We start from the raw sequence: 20,571 nt of genomic DNA, 5'->3' as shown, positions 1-20,571 counted from the left end.
ATTTTATTCAACAAATCTTGCAAATCCATTTTTAATAGGATATAGTTGTTTATATTCTTTATTAATGATGCTTTCACCTTTTTCATTGATAAAAGTAAATTTTTCGTTATTTACTAATTTTACCAGTGCAATATTATTTCTGAAAGGGAATGCTTCTTTATAAACATTTGAAATAAAAAAATTTCCTTTTTTATCAATGTATCCGTATTTATCATCTTTTTTTGCAACTGCAATTCCGTTACTAAAATCGCCATACCAGCAAAACTCTAAATCAGGTTGAATAACTATTTGATTTGAAGAATTAACATAGCCAATTTTTTTACTATTTGCATCTTTACTGAAAAATGCTACATCTTCATGAAAAGGATTCAAATAATTATACTCAAAAGGAATGATTGTTAGATTATTCAGATCAATTGCTCCCCAAAAACCATCTTTTTTTGCAATTATTTTATTTTCTGAAATATCCTTAACTTGATCATAGATTAAAGGAATAATGATTTTATTATCTTTATTTACATATCCTATTTTTCCGTTTTTAACCACTTTCATCAAACCATTTTCAAAGTAACCTGAAATTTCATCGTAATCAGAAAAAAATAGAAGTCTGTGATTTTGTATGTCATATAAACTTTCAGGATAATCGCTTGCTTTTACTTTTGTCAAAAATTCTGTCAGTCCCGTTGCAATTGTTGTTAATTGTCCTTTTTTAAGTTTGTTTTTTTTCTCATCACTCACCAAAACAAGATTTTCTATTATAGGTTTATACGAAGTTTCAAATTTTTTTAAAAATTGAAGTTCATCTCCATTTTTATCTATATAAAACCATTTTTCACCTTTCTTTACTGAAGCAAACCCATTATAAAATGGGAATGCATCGTCATAAATCAAAGGAACAATAACTTTTCCCTTTCTATTTATGAATCCATATTTTTCCTTTTTTATCACTAAACCCAGAACGTCTTCATTCCAATAGGTAATGGAATAATCTGGAAAATATTTTACTTCTCCATTTTTAAAAAGTAATCCTGGAATAGAGTCTTTGACAATATTTGCATAATCTCCTTTAAAATCTGATGCATAGGTAAATTCAGCAGATTTAAAAACTTTCCCATTTTTTGAAATGTATCCAAATCTTCTGTTTTTTTCATTAGGGTCTTTTGTCATTAAGAAATTTATAAGATCAGAATAATATTCTGCAACACTTTCTATTGGATATGAATTTACTTTCAAAAATTCTCTTTGAAAAACATCTGACATGTTTTTATTCTGAGCATTTATTGTTACTGAAATCAAAAAAAATAATAGTAAAATTTTATTTTTCATATTTTGAATTTTATAAAGAATTTTGGTTTTTATTTATGTTAGCATACCAGCGCTTGTCTTGGTTGGGGAATAAAGAGGCGAGATTATCGTATTTGCAAAACTTCAAAATACAAGACCAACTTTAATTCAAGCCAAATCCTCAAATTACTTTTAGCGTATCTAACCGGATAGACTTCTAATCTACTTCTTCATCTTTTAAATAATCTTTTAAAAAAATTTCAATATTTGAAGTTTTGTATTGAACTGTATCATATAAATCAACAATTGCTCTATCATCATCAAAAGTGAATTTTGAATTTCCTAAATTATCAATTAATTCTAATTTATAATCTTCAATCCAATTAAACTCGTCTTCGTCATAATAGTGCTTCACTTTAAATTTGTACAATCTGAATAAATTATTTAAAACTTCAACAATATAAATATTATTTATAACTGTTTGTGAACCAATAAGTGAATTAATACGATTAGTACTTATTTCCCACTTAATTAAATCCTCTTTCGAATCTCTATTGAGTTTAAGTATTACTTTTATGTTGTCTTTAGTATTCATTATTTCGATTTATTTTTATTTTCTTTAATATTTTCCATTTGCCTTATCACTTCTAATAGTCCATCATAAATTATCCATATATCTTCATAATTTGTCTCATACATTCTTTTTGGATATTTTTTTAGAAATTGCACTATTGTAGAATCTTCACCTAATTTATTTGCAAAAGGTTTTTTTCTTCGATTTTTCAAACGTCGAATTAAACATCTAATTTTTATACTTTCAAGATAATTTAGTTTGTTTTTTAAATCTTGTAATTCAGCAATACAAATGCTAAGTTCTGTCTTTATTTCAGTTTTATTTTCTTCATAATTATTTAAATAACTATTTATTTTTGAAGAAGAATTTTCTAAATTGGTGGTGTGTTTTTTTATTCTTTTATCAAAAATTAAATCTGTTTTTAATTTTTTGATTTCAGATTTAATTATTAATGCTATTATAAAACTTACGATAGCAAAAATAAATCCAACCACTTCTAATACATTTGCCCAAGTTTCAAGATCCCAACCTTGAAATAATTTTGTATAGATATCAGGATGCAAAGTTTCTTGTGTTTTCAAAATCATTATTATATATCGTAAGTAATTTTTTTGTAGTATATCCACTAACGTTTTGTCACTATAGCGAGTTTGGGACTAAATTAAGCCCTTTTTCAGTTTAGTCAAATTATCCCAAATACAAAGCTATCTTTCCATTAGACCAAATACCCAAATCCTTTGTAGTAGCTATTAGCAGCTGGATTTATTGTTCTCGTTTTATTTCAATTAATGTATCAAAACTATTTCTTAATGCTAGTTGTTTGACTGTGTATATGAACCTTTCAATTTCTCTACTTATTATCGCTTCATAGTCAGAACTCATTGAATTAAAATCATTAGGCAAAAGATTTGAAATAGCATAATTTATACCTGATAATGTAGTTGGAAAATCAATGAAAACTAACTTATCATCTTTAATTTCTGTTTCCATACTTATAAATCTAGGTCGACCAGCATAGTGAAATGAAACATTTTTAGAGTTAAATCCTCTTTTAAGTTGCTCAAATTGAAGATTAACATCAGGATTTAGTCTACTTGGTATGATGACCTGAATTTTGCAGTCTTTGTATTTAACACCATCTACCTCAAAACCATCATTTTCTATCAAATATTTACAGGTTGGTAACAATAAATTCTCAAAGTAGCCAGAAGCTAGTGTTGAAGAAGGAAAGAAATTTATGTCTGAGTCAATTTGATTTCTAAAAAGTTGACTTACTTGACTAATAGCCGAAACAAAGCTTGGTGCATCCGATTTTTCAAATCGGGCAAGTGAAATACCTGTGATATCGGATAAGACTTTTAATTCCTTATCTATAACAAAAGCACATTTTGACAAACCTAAGCGACCTATAAAAAGACCTAACTCAAAAAGCACATTATCTCTAGGTTGCATTACTGAATCTCCTCTATACTTAACTTCATCATCGGTTGTTCCAATTAACAAACCAAAATCAAATTGTAACGAAGCTCTAAGCAAATCATTTAAGAAATTATTATTTATCTTGAATACAGAAGTATCCCAAACACTATCATTCCAAATTGTTACTTCAAAATCTCTTTCGAGTATTGATTTAGCCGCATTTGCAAGACTAAGCTCTTCAGATGAGGATCCTATAAAAATTCTTTTTTTTCTCATTATGAATATATTAATTCCCCTTTTTCAAAATAACCTAAATAAAGTTCTTTGTGAACATCTGCAATCAACTCATCTAGATCAGCTTTTATTTTTTTCATTCCGTCAACAGTATCGTCCTTTAAAGGTTTTTCAGTTCCATTTGGACTTTCTATACTTCTACGATATTCTCCGTCGTTAATTAACTTCTCTAATTGTTTGCTTATTGATTTAGCTATATTTATTTCTTTGCCTCGATAATAATATAGTTCGCTATCACTAATTGAATGAACTATTGTTGTTAAATGAAAACTGCTTATATCTATACTCGCATCTGCTTTTAATGTTTTTAAAAGTCTAATTCCTTTTCTTGAACCATCATTTGTTTTATCTCCCTTTGTATTAACTTGAATAATATGTGCAAAAGGATAGTCTAAAATTTTCTCGTCTTTTGTGAAATCAAATAGGTAAATTCCTCTATAATATTCGCTTGATGTTTCCTCATATTTTTTCGAGTTGTACCAAAAGCAAAAAACAATGTCAACTTTTCTATTTAGAGATTTGTTGAAAATAGAAATGTTCTTTTTCCCCGTCTTATCCACTTCGTCATAGATGTCTTCCATTATTTTTTCAGATTGCATTCTTAGACTTTTAATATCTGAATTTGGTTTTGAATCAGAATAAGGATTGTTGTTTGGAACTCCAATTCCAGTAAAATGATATCTATCGACGATCGTTAGCAAATCAAAATCACTATGAACTTTAATATTTGTCGAGGTAGTTACTGAGCCTTGAGTTCTGTATGCTCTAGAGAAATGTAAATCATAACCATTTTCTAAATGTTTTTGAACTCTATTAGCAGCTTCAATAGTTTTATCATTATATTTTTTGTCAATTCTGACCATTGACTCCATTAAGTATTTAATATTCTTTGGAATAGTGTTTGAACTGAAAGATTTTGTCAAAATCGATTCGTTCAATTCATTATCAAATCTTCTTGCGCTAAGATTCTGTAATCGTTTCTCGTAGTCTATTGCCATATTTTTTGTTTTATGTTGTTGCCAACTCATATATAGGTTTAACAAAGTCCGAAATATAATCGCAAAATTGGGTAGTTTGTTTCTAACAAACGTCATTTTTTCACTTTTGCTAATCTATAATTAAAATATTACAAATAAAAATATTGTTATATTTATAATCCTACACAAATTACGCCATCATCCCCTTCACAAATACCTCCACAAACTCTTTCATTTTTGCTATAATTCGATCACCAATGGTTCTGGCTTGCAGGATACTGGGTCTATTGTCTAAGCATTGAAAGACTTCATCTTTTATGGGTTCTCGACCGCTGTAGATGTAGGCATCGATTAAGGATTTGAATTGTGCTTTGTCCAAGTGTTCTTCCTCGCATAGTTTGCCTAATGCCAAGACTTTTTGATCTTGCCAGTATTTTTCAAATTCGTCTTCAATAGAATCACTGTCTTTGATGTTAGGCATATTCTCATCAATGAATTTTTGAATTAATTCTCGTTTGCTTCGTAGCTGAATGTCGCCACCCAATAAATCAATAATGGCCTTCTTTTGCGCTGCAGCAGCGTTTGGTGTCTTCTCCCCTTTTAGTTGCGCTAACAATTTCAAGATGTACGCCACGTTGATTTGGTCGGTGTGGATTAATTCTAATTCAAAATCAATGTCATCCAGAATCGATGTCTTTTTCTTTTCATTATCCTGCTTCACCTTTTGGTAGATGTCTAAATACTTGGCTTTGTAGTCTTCGTATTCTTGCTCATCAATTCCTAAATCCTCCCAATCAAAATCAGTGTAAGATTGCAATACATTCATGGCTCGCATCAACTTTCTGAACGCTTGCACAAACTGCGCATCTTCTTCTTCGTTTTTTAAATCATTTACGCTTTGATACGTAGGTGTAATTTCTCTTAAAAGTTTCAAAGCCTCGTCAAACTTCTCAGCAATTGCCTCATAATCGGGCATGGTCACTACTTCGATTGCCTCTTTATTCGAAAACAAAGTAATGGCATCGTCAGTCGCTTTTTTAAGATTTCTAAAAGCTAAAATGTTTCCTTGTGACTTCTGTTCTCCTAATATCCTGTTGGTTCTGGAATACGCCTGAATCAAACCGTGTTGCTTCAAATTTTTATCTACATACAGCGTATTTACTTTTTTAGCATCAAAACCCGTAAGCATCATGTTGACTACAATCACAATATCCAAACGGTCTTTCTCGTGATTGAAGTTTTCTTTTTCTCGGTCTTTTAGTCGTTGGCTAATGTTTTTAAAGTAATTCTCAAACTGTTGGCTGTCTTTGGTCGAAAAACTGGTTTTGTACATTTTGTTGTAATCACCAATGTATTTTTCTAGCTTGTCTCTGGTGTGTCTGGATTGATAGGTTGTTGGCTGTTCCGCTAAAACATCAAAGTCAACCTCGTCACTTGGCAAGAAATCTTGTGCTTCTTCTGAATCTTCATTGGTGCCATACGTAAAAATAGTAGCAATGCGTAAGTCGTGTGCTCCAGCTTCTTTCTTTTGTTGAAAAAGGTCGTAATACTGAATCACATTATCAATACTACTGACTGCTAACAGTGCAGAATAGTCTTTATTGAACGTCTTTTGATCGTGATACGCAATGATGTAATCTACAATTTTATTGATTCTCTTTTCGGAATCTAGCACTTCTTGCTTGTCAATGTCCTCTACTTCTATGTCAATAAAAGCGTTGCTTTTGTTCTTGTATTTCCCCACATATTCAATCCCAAAACGCAAAACGTTTTGATCCCGAATAGCATCTGTAATGACGTATTTGTGCAAGCAGTTACCAAACAAATCTTTGGTGGTACGTTTTCCTAAATCATTCTTGGAGGCATTTTCGGCAAAAATGGGTGTTCCTGTAAAACCGATTAATTGGCTTTTCTCAAAGAATTTAGTAATACGATCATGTGTTTCTCCAAATTGCGAACGGTGGCACTCATCAAATATAAAAACGATTTTCTTATGTCGTAAAGCTTCTATTTTGCCTGAAAACCGTTCTGAAATTGCATTGTTTAATTTTTGAATGGTAGTCAAGACCAGCTTGGTATTGTCAGTCAATTGCCTTACTAACGATTGGGTATTATTAGTAACATCAACACTGTCTTTTTTGAACGCGTTGAACTCATTCATGGTTTGGTAATCCAAATCTTTTCTGTCGACTACAAAAACGACTTTATAGACTTCGGGCAATTCCATCAAAATTTGGCTAGCCTTAAAGGAAGTTAAGGTTTTACCCGATCCTGTGGTGTGCCAAATGTAGGCGTTGTCATTCGAGTTTTTGACTTGGTGAATAATGGCTTCGGTAGCAAAAAATTGATACGGACGTAACACCATCATTACCTTATGGGTTTCGTTGATCACGATGTAATGCGCAATCATTTTTCCCAATTGATTTGGGTTTAGGAAAGCAGCCGTAAACTCGGGTAACTCCGTGATGTTTTTATTGTTGGCATCGGCCCAAAAGAAGGTTTGTTTGACCGATTGCAATTTATTGTTGGCCAAATATTTGGTATTGACACCATTGCTAATCACAAACAATTGTACGTATTGAAACAAACCATGGTTGCTCCAAAACGAGTGCATTTGGTAGCGATTGATTTGGTTAAAAGCTTCTTTGATTTCAATACCGGAACGCTTCAATTCTATTTGTACCAATGGTAAACCATTAACTAAAAGTGTGACATCAAAACGGTTCTTGTAACTGCCTTCTAATGATATTTGATTGGTAACTTGAAATAAATTCTTGCTGTTATCCTCCGCATTAAAAAACCGAACATAAAACGAAGTCCCATCCTCCTTAGTTAATTGAAAGCGATCCCTGAGTGTTTTGGATTTTTCAAAAACATTGCCTTTGGCCAAATGATTCAAAACGGCATCAAATTCTTTAGGAGTAAAAGTGGTTTCGTTAAAAACCTCCAACTGATTTTTGAGGTTGGCAACTAAAGCGTCTCCATCCTGAATTTTAACAGACGTATAGTTCAAACCAATCAATTGCTTGATTAAGTTTTTTTCTAATGTGGCTTCAGATTGGTGGCTCATACGTATTCTGCTATAAAAATTTGGTAATAGTTGTTTTCGATGTCTTTGGCTTCGAATTCTTTTAGTGCTAAAAACTCATTTTGTAAGGCTCGTTTTGATAATTCCCCTCGTCCTTGCTCTAAGAAACGAACTAGTAGTGCTACCATTTCATCGGGCATTTCATAATTATCATCAACATATCGCTTGAATTCATCATATTTGCGCAAATAATCTACTTCGGCAGGAATAATGTTTACTACGGTATCCTGAACGCAATCGTAGAGAAATTCTGCTTGGTCTGTTGCATCAAAATAACGATAATAATCAATAGTGTCATTTAGTATTGCTACATTTTTATCTGATGATGGTTTCCATTCAATTTTATCTAAAACAGGATGCGAGTACGACTGCAATGTTTTGTTATAATCTTTTATATGTGACAAGATAGATGCCGAAACAGGAAATATCATTCCCTGTTCTGAGTAGTGCATCTTTGCTAATACATGGTGAATAATATAGCGGTGCAAACGGCCGTTACCATCCACGAATGGGTGCATGAATACAAATCCAAATGCAATTTTAGTAGCGGCAAGAACTGGGTCTAGTGTTGAACGAACAAGGATTTCTTTGGTGGTCAAAAGTCCGGTTAGTAACGAATCTAAATCTTCGTGTTTTGCCGAAATATGGTCTGGAATGGGTTCGCCTGTTTCTCGGTCACGATCTCCTACAAATCCTTGTTGTTTTCGGATGCCCATTTTAGTAAAGCGATCATTTTTGATCACCAATTGTTGCAATCGATTTAATTCGTCACGAGTTAATGGGTTTAATCCTGCTTGTCCTATGGCATTCCCCCAGCGTGCAGCGCGATTACTTCGTGGTTTTTCCCCTTCTATAGTAAACGACGCTTTCGAATCTTTTAGTAATAAATAAGCAGAGGCACGTTGCAATACATCCTTATGCATTCGTTCTAAATAGGCGTTTTTTTGTTTCCCTATATTGGATTTAATGTAGTGTTCTAGCTTCTCTGTTTTTCGTATTAATGGACAAAAAGATACCGAACCAGGCAAATTATTTAAAACACGATGGCGGGGTGAGCTTACACCTGCAATAGCATATTGCAGTTTTTCATCTACTAAAGGAATCGCTTTTTTAATGGTTAAGTCGGGAATGTCTAACTTTTTATTCACTAACCATTCGTATAGAAACCATATTTTTCGACTATATATCCCTGTAGGTTCTATTTTTAAAAGTGCTAATACTTCCTCAGTTGTTAGTTTTTGGAATAATTTTTTAAAGAACAACAAATGGATTCCTTCGTATTTTAAAGCAAAAACCAATTGCTTATAAAGGGTTTCTTCAGGCTTATGTTTTGGGGTATATACTTGCCAGCCTTCTACGACATATTTTTTATTTTTGTCGTTAATAAGTGCAACTATAGTAGGAATAGGCACTGGCAGTTCCAAATTTTCAATAAGGGCAGCATAGCCCACGATAACACCCGCTTCTGGCAATTTTCTTCCATGAAAAGCAGGTATTCTGATTGAAAAATGGGTATTTATCGTCATTTTATATAAATTATAGGTATTGTTTTAAGAGTGAAAAATAGGTATTTTATTTGTAAAACAGGTATTATTAACTCATAAAAATTAAAAACAGGTATTTGTCATGCAAATAGTTGTTGCAACAGTCCTTTTTTAAATTCTTGCGTTTTACCAATTCACCATGAACTTGTTCAATTACTTGATTCTTCTTATTGTCTGAACCTTAATTTTCTTGATTCACTTGATTCACTTGATTTTTTGGATGGTACAAATTTAAAAATCCTTCTTTTTCCTTTACACCAAGAAAATCATGGTTTTAGACTGTTATTATGCACTCTTTTAAACTGAAGACTTTTTGCTCCAAAATTAATTAGCAAACCAATCTCAACGTTATATGCTTCTAAATAATTCATGGCTTGTGCCAAGTGAACATCTTCCATTTGTATTAATGCTTTTAGCTCGACCATAATGCAATTCTCAACAAAAAAATCGACTCTGCGACCGCCAATACGTTCTTTTTTATAATAAATATCCATCTCATATTCTCTCTGATAATTTAAACCCATGGCATGCATTTCTATTTCGAGGGCTCTTTGATAAATGACTTCTTGAAAACCATTTCCCAAAGTTTTGTGCACTTCCATAGCAGCGCCAATAATCTTTTGAGTAATTTCTTGATATTTCATTTGTATTGACTTTAATGACTTTTCTTATTGTCTGGACCTTGATTTTCTTGATTCTCGTGATTCTTTTTACTGTCCGAACCTTGATTTTCTTGATTTTCTTGATTTTCTTGATTTTTTTTAAATTCTAAAAAAAATCCTTTAATCCTCTAATCCTTTTTAATCATGGTTCAGACATTCTACACAAACATTTGCTGCAACAATCCTTTTTTAAATTCTTGCGTTTTTACCAATTCCCCATTTACCTGTTCTATTTTACCATCGATGCCCGATAAAAAATGGGCGATTTTTTGTTGTTCTTCAATAGACGGCATAACCAAATCTATATTTAAAAAATCGTTCACCCCAATATTTAATAATCCGTGATTTCTAGCACCCTCTTGAGCTACTTTTTCAATTTCTTTATTATGAAGTCCAAATTCAAAATATTGCTCCATAAAATTCAATGAAACCATTTCATTAAAGCAAAAACAGATATATAGAGTTGAAACAACACCCTTATCATATTTTTTAAGTCTTTTGATAGCGCCCATTGGATATCCATTAGAATAGCTTTTATTATATGCAAAATCATTCCGCTCTAATAAATAATAGTTTGTAACGTCTTTTGCTGAAACTGATTTATTGAAATATTCTAATTGACTTACAAGGCCAAGTTGTGCAGAAATCGTTAAAACATTAAGATTGTTTTCTTTGTTTTTTCTAGTAACTCTAGATGCAACGTCCCCCAACTTTTTCTCTTCCCAATCCGGATAATCTTTTCCATTTTCATCTTTGAAGCGCAATTTTTCTGAGAACAATTGTTGCATGACGCCTTTTTTGTATTGTACTAATAATTCCTTTTTGCGGGACAATTGCTGTATTTTTTCATCGACCGCACTTAAAAAAGAAGCTATTTTTTGTTGTTCTGGGAGGATTGGGATTGTTACATTGAAAGATTTAATTATTTGAAGATTCAAACCACCCCTTCCACCATCACCAGTTGATAAATTTCTTAATTCATCATATCTGCTATCTATATTGAGATATAAAAATCTTGAATTAAATTTTTCCTCATTTGGTAAAATAGCAGCAATTGACTGATTTATGCATAATTCAATCATATTCATAGCGGCAGTTCCTCTTGTTTTACCCTGTCCAGCTAAACCTATTAAAATTGAATTTTCAGGAATAATTTTTGTACTTGATTTATTTAATCCTAATTCAGTTATCCTATTTTTAACATCATAAACTATTTTTAAGTTTAATTCACCTGAATTCATCCATGGAATACTGCCGCCCCAAAATTCTTTTTTCAAAGTACTAGGAGTTCCGCCAGAAACTACATTTGTAAGATCCTTTATTTTAAATTTAACCCAATTATCTTCAAACTCTTGAAATCGTAATTTAGGAACTAAGGCTTTTTTCTTTTCGCTATGTAAAGTTACTGTACTCATTAAAATGGGGTTTCAATTCCTAATTCAGTACAAAAGCCTGCAATGGTAGCATCCGTTGTTTTACTTAGAAGTGCCAATTCTCGTAATTCATTAGTAATAGCAGTTAAATCAACAGAATCTTCTTCTTCAAAAGTATCTACATAACGTGGAATATTCAGGTTGTAATCGTTGGTTTCTAATTCGCTTAGTTGCGCCAAATGGCTGTATTTGTCTTCGGGTAAACGGTTTTCGTAAGTACTAATGATTTTGTCAATATCCTCGGTACGCAATACGTTTTGGGTTTTTACTTTTTCGAAATGTTGGCTGGCATCTATAAACAAGATGTTATCTGGATTGTCGCGTTTTTTCTTTAGGACCAAAATACAGGTTGGGATGCTGGTTCCGTAAAAAATATTGGCGGGTAATCCTATTACGGCATCAATGTAGTTTTTCTCCTGAATCAAATATTGGCGAATGTGTCCTTCGGCACCACCACGAAACAAAACGCCGTGTGGCAAAACAATGGCCATGGTTCCGTTATCATCCAGCTGGTGCACCATGTGTTGTACAAAAGCAAAATCAGCTTTTGAGCTTGGGGCGAGTTTCCCATAGGCCGAGAAACGCTCATCGGTCATGTGCAGCGGACTCGCAGACCAGTTGGCCGAGAATGGCGGATTGGCCACAATGGCTTCAAAACGCAAATCGTAATGTTGTGGGCGTTCTAGGGTATCTTCGTTTTTAATGTCAAAACGCTTGTAGTGTACATCGTGCATAATCATGTTCATGCGGCACAAGTTGTAGGTGGTAGGGTTCATTTCTTGTCCGTAAAAAGCGCTTACATCTTTTACTTCTTTGGCTACACGCAAAAGCAAGGAACCCGAACCACACGTTGGGTCGTACACGCTTTTAAGTTTGTCTTTGCCTACGGTTACTAGTTGTGCCAAAATGCTACTTACTTGTTGCGGCGTATAGAATTCGCCCGCTTTCTTGCCGGCACCACTAGCAAACTGTCCTATTAAATATTCGTAGGCATCGCCAAGTACATCGCTATCGGTATTTTCTAAATCAAAGTCAATTTCGTCAAGGTGAATCAATACTTTTACGATCAATTCGTTTTTATCGGCTTCGGACTTTCCTAGTTTGTGTGACGTTAAATCTAGATCCGAGAACAGGTTTCCAAAATCTTCTTCGCTTTCAGATCCCATGGTACTTTGCTCAATGTGCGTGAGTACTTTGGCTAGATCACCCAAGATGAAATTGTTTTTTCCGCCTGCGTTGCCTCTGCGTGCTAGTTCTGAGAATAAATCGGCTGGCTCTAAGAAAAAGCCTAATTTATCAATTGCCAGTTGTTTTATTTCTTGCATCAAAAGGGCTTCGTCAGGATGTCCAATCACGTCTTGAAAAGTCAAACCGTCGGGTTGTAGGATGGTGTTGGCATACAAATCCATTTTAGTACTCAGGTACTTGTAGAAAATGAAACCTAATATGTAATCTCTAAAATCATCGGCATCCATTTTTCCACGTAGGGTGTTTGCGATGTTCCAGAGTTGTTGTTCTAATTTTTGTTTTTGTTCGGCTGCCATGAAGCGGTTATTGTTTTGAATGATTTGCAATTTGCGCTAAAGTATTGAATAATTAATTAAGGCAAAAGAGGAAACCCATAAAGTCATTTTCAAATTCCAATAATTCCATACCGTTTGTTTTATTTTGATTGTATTTGTGTAAATAAACGAAGTTTAAAGTTAGTGTAACATACCCAGTTTTAGTGATATTAAGCTACAGTTTTTCATTTCAAAAAAACTGAAAACAAATTATAACATGATGAAATTCAGTTTTTTGATTAATCAAAAGAAGAATTAATCCGAGAATAGATTAAATTTTACTTTTTTCTTTAACATTAGAAATTCTAAATTTGACGTGAAACAGATTTAGAGATGATAAAATTAATAACAGTTATGTGCGAAACTGAAAGCTTAATACTATCAAATTATTGAGTCCTCAAAATAATTTGAGGGTTTATTTTTTTAAAATAATACATTCATACATCAAATCTGATCATCTTTGTAAACAGAAAAACAAGTTGAAATTATTACTAATTTTTGCTTTAATACTGAACATAAAATTGAATACGATTTTATAAAAAAAATATGGTTTTAGGTCCCGCAGGCCCAGTAAATAGGATTAAATTTTCGGTCTGCGCAATTCATCCCCTGAGGTCCCGAGTTCAAATCTCGGTCTCGCTACCAAAACCAAAACCCTAACATCAACATGTTAGGTTTTTTTGTTTGAATTACATTCCGAAAATACAGCCTTTAAAACACTCAAGTGAAGAAAGTGAATGCGGAAATTTATGAATTGAGTTGAGAATTCCTCTAAATATAAAGAAGAAGTAATGATAAAAAGTAGTGATCCATTTATATCATTTGAACTTTAGCCATGTATTTTAATTTCCAAAACTCTTTTTTATCACAGAAATCAAGCGGATTGGTTAAATATTCGATTGTTGACTGGTTCGATTTTAAATCTTTAACATAAATAAATCTGTTTAAAAATTTTTAAACCGTTTTCAATCTAAAGTAAAAAATGCTGCCAAGCCCCAAGTTACTTTCAACGCCAATAGTTCCGTTTTGTGCTTCAATAAATTCTTTACTTATTGCTAAACCTAATCCTGTTCCCGATTTTTCACTCCCTGGAACCTGAAAATACTTATCAAATACTTTAGTTTTATAACGGGTATCAATTCCCCTTCCAGTATCAATTACTTGAAAAACAACTTGATTGTTTTCATTTTTAAGTTTTACAAGAATATTGCTATTTTCTGATGAATACGTAATTGCGTTAGTTAAAAAATTTATCAAAACCCATGCAGTTTTTTCACCATCCGCTTTAATATCTGGTAAATTTTGTTCAGCCTCAATAACTAGTTCTATTTGCTTTTGTTCAGCTTGCACTTTTACAGCTTCGGTAGCATAATTAATAATTTCATAAGGATTACTCTTCTCCATATTCAGCTTAATATTTCCTGTTTCTAACTGCGACAATTCCAATAGTTCCCCAGTAATTTTTAATAACCGCTGACTATCGTCTTTTATACTATCTATTAATTGCTTTTGATCTTCATTAATAGTGCCTGTTTCTGCTTTTTCAAGTAATTGTAAACTTAATTTGATAGATGAAATAGGAGTTTTCAATTCGTGTGAAACGGTAGCAATAAAGTTGGTTTTAGCAAAATCTAGTTCTTTAAAAACAGTAATGTTTCTCAAAATAATAACATCACCAATATCAATAATTTGATCTTCACCTGTTGGTTTAATTGTAATGTTTATGGTTTCTTTTTCGAAATAACTTTCTTTACCATCTGCAAAAATTTTCATGGGAAGTGATTTCTGTTTTTCGTTCGATAAATCCTTTATTACCAAAGATTTTATCAAATCATTTGTCAGAGCAAGAGTTGTTATTAGTTTACCCATAACATCCTCTGATTTTAAACCAATTATTTTCAAAGCCTCATCATTAGCAAATAAAATTAAACCCTGATTGTCTAACCCAATAATTGGGTCATGCATATTATTAATTAAAGTTTCAAGTCTTTTCTTTTCAAATGAAAGTTTATACAAATTACTATTATTGTATTCCTGCAATTTTTCAGCCATGGTATTGAATGATTTGGCTAAATCTCCAAATTCATTGTGGTTCATAAAATTCACTCGTTGCGAATAGTTTTTATTGGCTATTTGTTTGATACTGTCCGTGAGCTCTTTTATTGGATTAGCGATATTGTTAGGCAAATTCACTAATAAATTAAACGCAATCAAAAAGCAAAGTGTTCCTGTTACCGCTATCCAAAAATTAGCGGTCTCTGCCGTGTGTTTTGCAATATCACTTTTTTCTTTTATCGCATTCATATTCAATTTCATAATCTTGAATATGTCTAGACGGATTTGACTTTTTAAGGTTTCATCAGTTCTATTTTTCTTCAAAAAATCAAAATTTTTCTGCAAATTATAGGTCGCTTTGTCTTCGCCAGCCTCGGTAATATTGGCAATTTGATTTTTAAGATTCGTTTCAAAAATTGCAATTGACTTTTCTTCATTATTATTAATTTCATCTAACGAAAGAAGCATGTTACGCGAATATTCTAGCGTGTTATAATTAGCTTTCAGAATATTTTCCGTGTCTTTTTTTATCGAAAAAATATAAAATGCCGCTACTAATGAAAGTATGATTATCATTAGAAATAGCAATCCAACGCCCAGGTTTAATTTGGTTTTAATTTTCATTTTAAGATAGAATTATAAGATCAATATCAGAAGAAGTTAAGTTGTTTAACAATTTATTAAAAGCAGTTGTCGATAAAATTACTTTAAATAAACTCAAATGCGGTTTCCCGATGCAAACGGTGGTAATTTGTTTTTGCGCGACCACCTCTAAAATAGCATCTGTTATATGAGTATTCTGAACTTTAATTACTTCGGCACCAAGTTGTGTAGCTAACTTGAAATTATTTATTAGATGCCGCTGTTTGTCGAGCGCAATTTTGTCGCTGCTTTCTTTGGGCGTTTCTACATACAAAACACACCATTTGCTATTGTAATAACTCGCTAATCGGGCCGTTTTTCTTATGATAGTCTTAGCGATTTTGTCGTTACTGCTGATGCAAGCCAGCAATCTTTCATGTTTTACTGCAATGTTTTTGGGCACTTCACTTTCCACTTTCCGATTGACTTGACTCGCTACTTCCTTCAAGGCCAGTTCCCGCAATTGTAAAATTTGATCGGATTTAAAAAAATTATTTAGTGCCGTAGGGATTTTATCTGCGGTATAGATTTTACCTTCTTTCAAACGGGCAATCAACTCATCTGAAGTCAAATCAATATTGACCACCTCATCCGCTAATTTCAAAACACTGTCCGGAATGCGTTCCTGAACATCAATATTTGTAATGTTTTTTACATCTGCATTTAAACTTTCTAGGTGCTGAATATTCACTGCCGAAATCACATTTATACCTGCTTCCAAAATCTCCAAAACATCCTGCCAGCGTTTTTCGTTTTTACTTCCTTCAATATTGGTATGTGCTAATTCATCTACAATAACCACTTCTGGACGCAAATTGATAATGGCTTGTAAATCCATTTCTTCAAGCAGTTTCCCTTTATAAAAAAGGGTTCGCCTAGGAATGACCGGTAAACCTTCTAACAGTTCTTGTGTTTCTTTCCGATTGTGCGTTTCTATAAACCCAATCTTTGCATCTATCCCGTTTTTCAACAAGGTATGTGCTTCCTGTAACATCCTGAAAGTTTTGCCCACACCGGCACTCATACCGATGTAGACTTTAAACTTTCCTTTGCGTGATTTCTGAATTAAATCCAGAAAGTGCTTGACATTATTTTCCTTTTCGTTGTCCAATTTGGTTTTAAGATTTTAAATTTTAGAAAAAAATTAAAAAGAAATAGCCAATGATGTAGTTAAAAATAGATTTTGATTACTAGGATCATTGTTTTTCAAAAAGATATCGTCTTTACTATTTAATGTTCTTGCTTCCAATCTAAACATAACATTATCAGTAAATAAATAATCAAAATTTGTGGAAAAACTATATGTTTTAAAACCATTAGATGTTCCCGATGCAATAATGACTCCTTTTTCATCGGCATAATACTCGGCTCTTGCTGCTAACTGGATTTTAGTTGTCGGTTTGTATTGCGCTATTAAAATCGGTGAAAACCAAACATCATATTCATCACTTTCTGTTACTTTTTGTTGCGCTCCAATATCAAAACCAGCTGTCAAACTTGTTTTTTCAGATACTTTAAATTGTCCGTAAAAGTTATTGAAATAACGCCATTTTTTGTCAGTATCTGGCTGTTCATTCCCGACATAAGTACTCCAGTTTAATGTGGTTTTGGCAGTAGGTTTATAGGTTACTTGTGTACCAAAAGCAGGTGTTTGATTGCCATCAATTCTCTGGATGCGTTGCCATCCGTTTAAATACAGGGCTGCCAAATACCATTTTTCGTCTTTTGATGTAAACCCAATTTTAACTCCTGCTTCGTAATACGGAGAATTATCAGCCAAAATACTTCTCGTCAAAGTGGCGCAATCTTTACCAATAGCGCTCTCAAAACCAATATGTGACGGCATAATTCCCGCATCAATCCACAAATTGTGTTTTGACGAAATTTTCACACCCACATTCGCTTCATAAACATTTCTTAGTAAATCCTGTTCTGCTGCCATATTGTATTGGGCATACGTTCCAGCCATTAAGGCAAAATTCCCGCGAACATTCTCTTTAGCATAATTTACTTTTGCCATTCCTAAATTTAAATTGACTTCGTTATGTTTGTTATGACTGTAAATAAATCCGGGTCTTACATGATTGTCTGGTTCGCCAAAATCATAACTGTAATACGTTTCTACATAACCCGAAAACGTGAAAGGACTTTGTGTTTTTTCAGTTTCTTGTGCACTAACTGTTGTAAATCCAAAAGCTATTAAAGCTGTAACTATTATTTTTTTCATTTTTTTGTCATTGCGAGGAACGAATCAAGCTCATCCTCATTATTTATTATTTGAAGCTATTTCCAGCTATCCACTGATATCTTTTTATTTTTAAAGAAAAAATAAAAAAGATATTATTTCTATCTGGGCTAAAAAATGTGCGTTTTATACTTTATTCAGATTTCAATTCATTCAAGGCTACATTCAACTCTAAAACATTTACGGTTGCAGTTCCTATTACTGCGGGCGTATTGATTTTGGCTTGCACCAAAGCTTTTACTTTTTCCTCTGATAGGTTTCTTTCTTTTGCAACTCTTTTTACCTGAATCAAAGCTCCTTGCGGTGAAATATTAGGGTCTAATCCGCTTCCCGAAGCCGTCACCATATCCGAAGGAATCTCTGATTTTTTCAGATAAGGATGCACGATTAAAAAGGTGTCGATTCTTTTTTGCACCAATGCTAAATAATCAGGATTACTTGGTCCTTTATTACTTCCCGCACTTCCCGCCGCGTTATAATCCACCGCTGAAGGCCTTCCCCAAAAGTAATTCGATTTATCGAATTTTTGACCAATTTTTTGATACCCCACCACTTTTCCATTTACGATAACCGTTTCTCCTTTTCCTTTATTGGGAGCCAATTGTGCTATTCCAAAAATTGCCGTTGGGTAAATAACCGCTAACAATACCACCATAAATAAGGTGAATTTTAATATTGAAAATATATTTTTCATTTTGTTTTTATTTTTTTTATTAACCTAACCCGTTTTTTAAACCTGTTAGGTTTGAATTTACATAAATAATGCTACAACTAAATCAATTATTTTAATTCCGATAAAAGGAATAATCAATCCACCAAGACCATAAATCAATAGGTTTCTCTTTAAAATAGCACTCGCACCAATTGGCTTATAATCAACCCCTTTTAGCGCAAGCGGAATCAATATCGGAATGATAATCGCATTGAAAATAACCGCTGATAAAATCGCACTTTCTGGACTGTGTAATCCCATAATATTTAATCCTTCAAGAGCAGGAATTGCCGTGATGAAAAGCGCAGGAACAATGGCAAAATATTTAGCCACATCATTCGCAATCGAAAACGTGGTAAGTGTTCCTCTAGTCATCAATAATTGTTTTCCTATTTCTATGATTTCAATTAACTTGGTGGGATCATTATCTAAATCGACCATGTTTCCCGCTTCTTTAGCTGCTTGTGTTCCGCTGTTCATGGCCACACCTACATTGGCTTGTGCCAAAGCGGGTGCATCATTAGTTCCATCACCCATCATCGCTACGAGCTTGCCTTGTTCTTGTTCGTTTTTGATGTAATTCATCTTATCCTCAGGTTTGGCTTCGGCAATAAAATCATCTACACCAGCCGCTTCGGCAATAAATTTGGCTGTCAAAGAATTATCTCCGGTTACCATCACCGTTTTTACACCCATTTTTCTCAAACGTTCAAAACGTTCTTTCATTCCCGTTTTGATAATGTCCTGCAATTCAATAACCCCTTGCACTTGAGCATTTTTTACTACCACCAATGGAGTTCCACCTTTTGATGAGATAGCAATCACTGCTTGTGCAATATCCTCGGGGAAAACAGTTCCTGCTTTCAGTGCAATATTTTTTGCAGCATCTTGAGCACCTTTTCTAATATCGGTTCCGTCCTTTAAAACAACACCGCTGGTTCTGGTTTCGGCAGTAAACTTGATTAAAGTAGCGCCTTCAACAGATAATTTTTGAGAAACTTCAATTCCTGCCAGTTCTACAATACTTTTGCCTTCGGGCGTGTCATCAGCCAACGAACTCAAAACAGCAGATATGATAAAATCGTCTTCCGAGATTCCTTTTGCTGGATAAAAACGAGTCGCTTTTCTATTTCCGATAGTAATAGTTCCAGTTTTATCCAGAAGCAATACATCAATATCTCCAGCAGTTTCTACCGCTTTCCCTGATTTGGTAATTACATTGGCACGCAAAGCCCTATCCATTCCTGCAATTCCAATGGCTGATAACAAACCGCCAATAGTTGTTGGAATCAAACAAACAAAAAGAGAGATGAAGGCGGCTATTGTTATCGGTGCATTGGCATAATCGGCAAACGGTTTCAAGGTCACACAAACAATCACGAAGATTATGGTAAAGGCAGCCAACAAAATAGTTAACGCAATTTCATTAGGCGTTTTCTGGCGGCTCGCTCCTTCTACCAAAGCAATCATTTTATCCAAGAAACTTTCCCCTGGTTCGTTAGTCACGATTACTTTGATTTTATCGGACAATACTTTAGTTCCTCCAGTTACTGATGATTTATCGCCTCCAGATTCCCTAATTACAGGAGCACTCTCTCCAGTAATGGCACTTTCATCTATAGTGGCCAAACCTTCGATGATTTCACCGTCGGTTGCAATTAAATCTCCAGCTTCACAAACAAAAACATCGCCTTTCTTCAATTCAGATGAACTGATGTTTTTGATTTCTCCATTGGCTAAAACTTGCCTTGCCGGTGTTTCTTCACGCGTTTTTCTTAAACTGTCCGCTTGCGCTTTCCCTCGTGCTTCTGCGATAGCCTCGGCAAAATTGGCAAACAAAAGGGTTGCTAACAAAATTAAAAATACTATGAAATTATAAGCAAAACTACCTTGATTGGATGCGCCAAACAAAATGGCAACACACACGGCAAGCATAATCGCAGTACCTATTTCTACGGTAAACATTACCGGATTCTTGAACATTATTTTCGGATTAAGCTTCACAAAAGACTGCACTAAAGCGTCTTTGACTTGTTTACTTTCGAATAATGAATTGGATTTATTGTTATTCATTTTTACT

15 protein-coding genes are annotated in these 20,571 nt (G+C 33.4%); all 15 read right to left on the bottom strand.

All coding sequences use genetic code 11. The features are described 5' to 3' along the window. Positions 1 to 3 precede the first annotated feature (3 nt). Positions 4 to 1,326, bottom strand: coding sequence for a WG repeat-containing protein (locus AC061C_RS06540; protein WP_478290499.1), 1,323 nt, complete (start codon positions 1,324 to 1,326; stop codon positions 4 to 6). A gap of 175 nt (positions 1,327 to 1,501) precedes the next feature. After that, positions 1,502 to 1,879, bottom strand: a complete 378-nt coding sequence (locus tag AC061C_RS06535; protein ID WP_478290498.1) for a hypothetical protein — start codon at positions 1,877 to 1,879, stop codon at positions 1,502 to 1,504. After that, positions 1,879 to 2,439 carry a hypothetical protein gene (locus AC061C_RS06530; RefSeq protein ID WP_478290497.1) on the bottom strand — a complete coding sequence of 187 codons (561 nt, stop codon included), beginning with the start codon at positions 2,437 to 2,439 and terminating at the stop codon, positions 1,879 to 1,881. The genes AC061C_RS06535 and AC061C_RS06530 overlap by 1 nt, the downstream gene beginning before the upstream one ends. Before the next feature lie 181 nt (positions 2,440 to 2,620). Further along, positions 2,621 to 3,553 (bottom strand): CBASS system CD-NTase-associated NAD(+) hydrolase Cap12, encoded by a 933-nt coding sequence (cap12, locus tag AC061C_RS06525; RefSeq protein WP_478290496.1) that lies wholly within the window; start codon positions 3,551 to 3,553, stop codon positions 2,621 to 2,623. Further along, the gene (locus tag AC061C_RS06520; protein WP_478290495.1) at positions 3,553 to 4,569 is read right to left on the bottom strand and encodes a hypothetical protein; all 1,017 of its coding nucleotides are present in this window, start codon (positions 4,567 to 4,569) and stop codon (positions 3,553 to 3,555) included. The genes cap12 and AC061C_RS06520 overlap by 1 nt, the downstream gene beginning before the upstream one ends. Positions 4,570 to 4,738: 169 nt before the next feature. Continuing rightward, complete coding sequence (locus AC061C_RS06515) at positions 4,739 to 7,618, bottom strand: type I restriction endonuclease subunit R (protein WP_478290494.1); 2,880 nt, start codon at positions 7,616 to 7,618, stop codon at positions 4,739 to 4,741. After that, positions 7,615 to 9,162, bottom strand: coding sequence for a Fic family protein (locus tag AC061C_RS06510; RefSeq protein WP_478290493.1), 1,548 nt, complete (start codon positions 9,160 to 9,162; stop codon positions 7,615 to 7,617). The genes AC061C_RS06515 and AC061C_RS06510 overlap by 4 nt, the downstream gene beginning before the upstream one ends. Before the next feature lie 284 nt (positions 9,163 to 9,446). After that, complete coding sequence (locus AC061C_RS06505) at positions 9,447 to 9,824, bottom strand: GxxExxY protein (RefSeq protein WP_478290492.1); 378 nt, start codon at positions 9,822 to 9,824, stop codon at positions 9,447 to 9,449. Between the two features lie 176 nt (positions 9,825 to 10,000). Then, positions 10,001 to 11,257, bottom strand: a complete 1,257-nt coding sequence (locus AC061C_RS06500; protein ID WP_478290491.1) for a restriction endonuclease subunit S — start codon at positions 11,255 to 11,257, stop codon at positions 10,001 to 10,003. After that, positions 11,257 to 12,819: a type I restriction-modification system subunit M gene (locus tag AC061C_RS06495; RefSeq protein WP_478290490.1), complete on the bottom strand. Its 1,563-nt coding sequence runs from the start codon at positions 12,817 to 12,819 to the stop codon at positions 11,257 to 11,259. The genes AC061C_RS06500 and AC061C_RS06495 overlap by 1 nt, the downstream gene beginning before the upstream one ends. Positions 12,820 to 13,791: 972 nt before the next feature. Further along, entirely contained in the window at positions 13,792 to 15,516 is a 1,725-nt protein-coding gene (locus AC061C_RS06490; RefSeq protein WP_478290489.1) for a HAMP domain-containing sensor histidine kinase, read from the bottom strand. Between the two features lies 1 nt (position 15,517). Beyond that, positions 15,518 to 16,645: a sensor protein KdpD gene (locus AC061C_RS06485; protein ID WP_478290488.1), complete on the bottom strand. Its 1,128-nt coding sequence runs from the start codon at positions 16,643 to 16,645 to the stop codon at positions 15,518 to 15,520. A 33-nt stretch (positions 16,646 to 16,678) separates the two neighbouring features. Then, entirely contained in the window at positions 16,679 to 17,761 is a 1,083-nt protein-coding gene (locus AC061C_RS06480) for a porin (RefSeq protein WP_478290487.1), read from the bottom strand. Positions 17,762 to 17,912: 151 nt separating this feature from the next. Next, positions 17,913 to 18,473 (bottom strand): K(+)-transporting ATPase subunit C, encoded by a 561-nt coding sequence (locus tag AC061C_RS06475; RefSeq protein ID WP_478290486.1) that lies wholly within the window; start codon positions 18,471 to 18,473, stop codon positions 17,913 to 17,915. A gap of 57 nt (positions 18,474 to 18,530) precedes the next feature. Continuing rightward, positions 18,531 to 20,564 carry a potassium-transporting ATPase subunit KdpB gene (gene kdpB, locus AC061C_RS06470; RefSeq protein WP_478290485.1) on the bottom strand — a complete coding sequence of 678 codons (2,034 nt, stop codon included), beginning with the start codon at positions 20,562 to 20,564 and terminating at the stop codon, positions 18,531 to 18,533. Positions 20,565 to 20,571 lie beyond the last annotated feature (7 nt).

The sequence above is a fragment of the Flavobacterium sp. GNP010 genome (assembly GCF_056428945.1).
The sequence above is the reverse complement of the archived record's forward strand: the minus strand, read 5'-3'. Positions and strand labels throughout refer to the sequence as shown.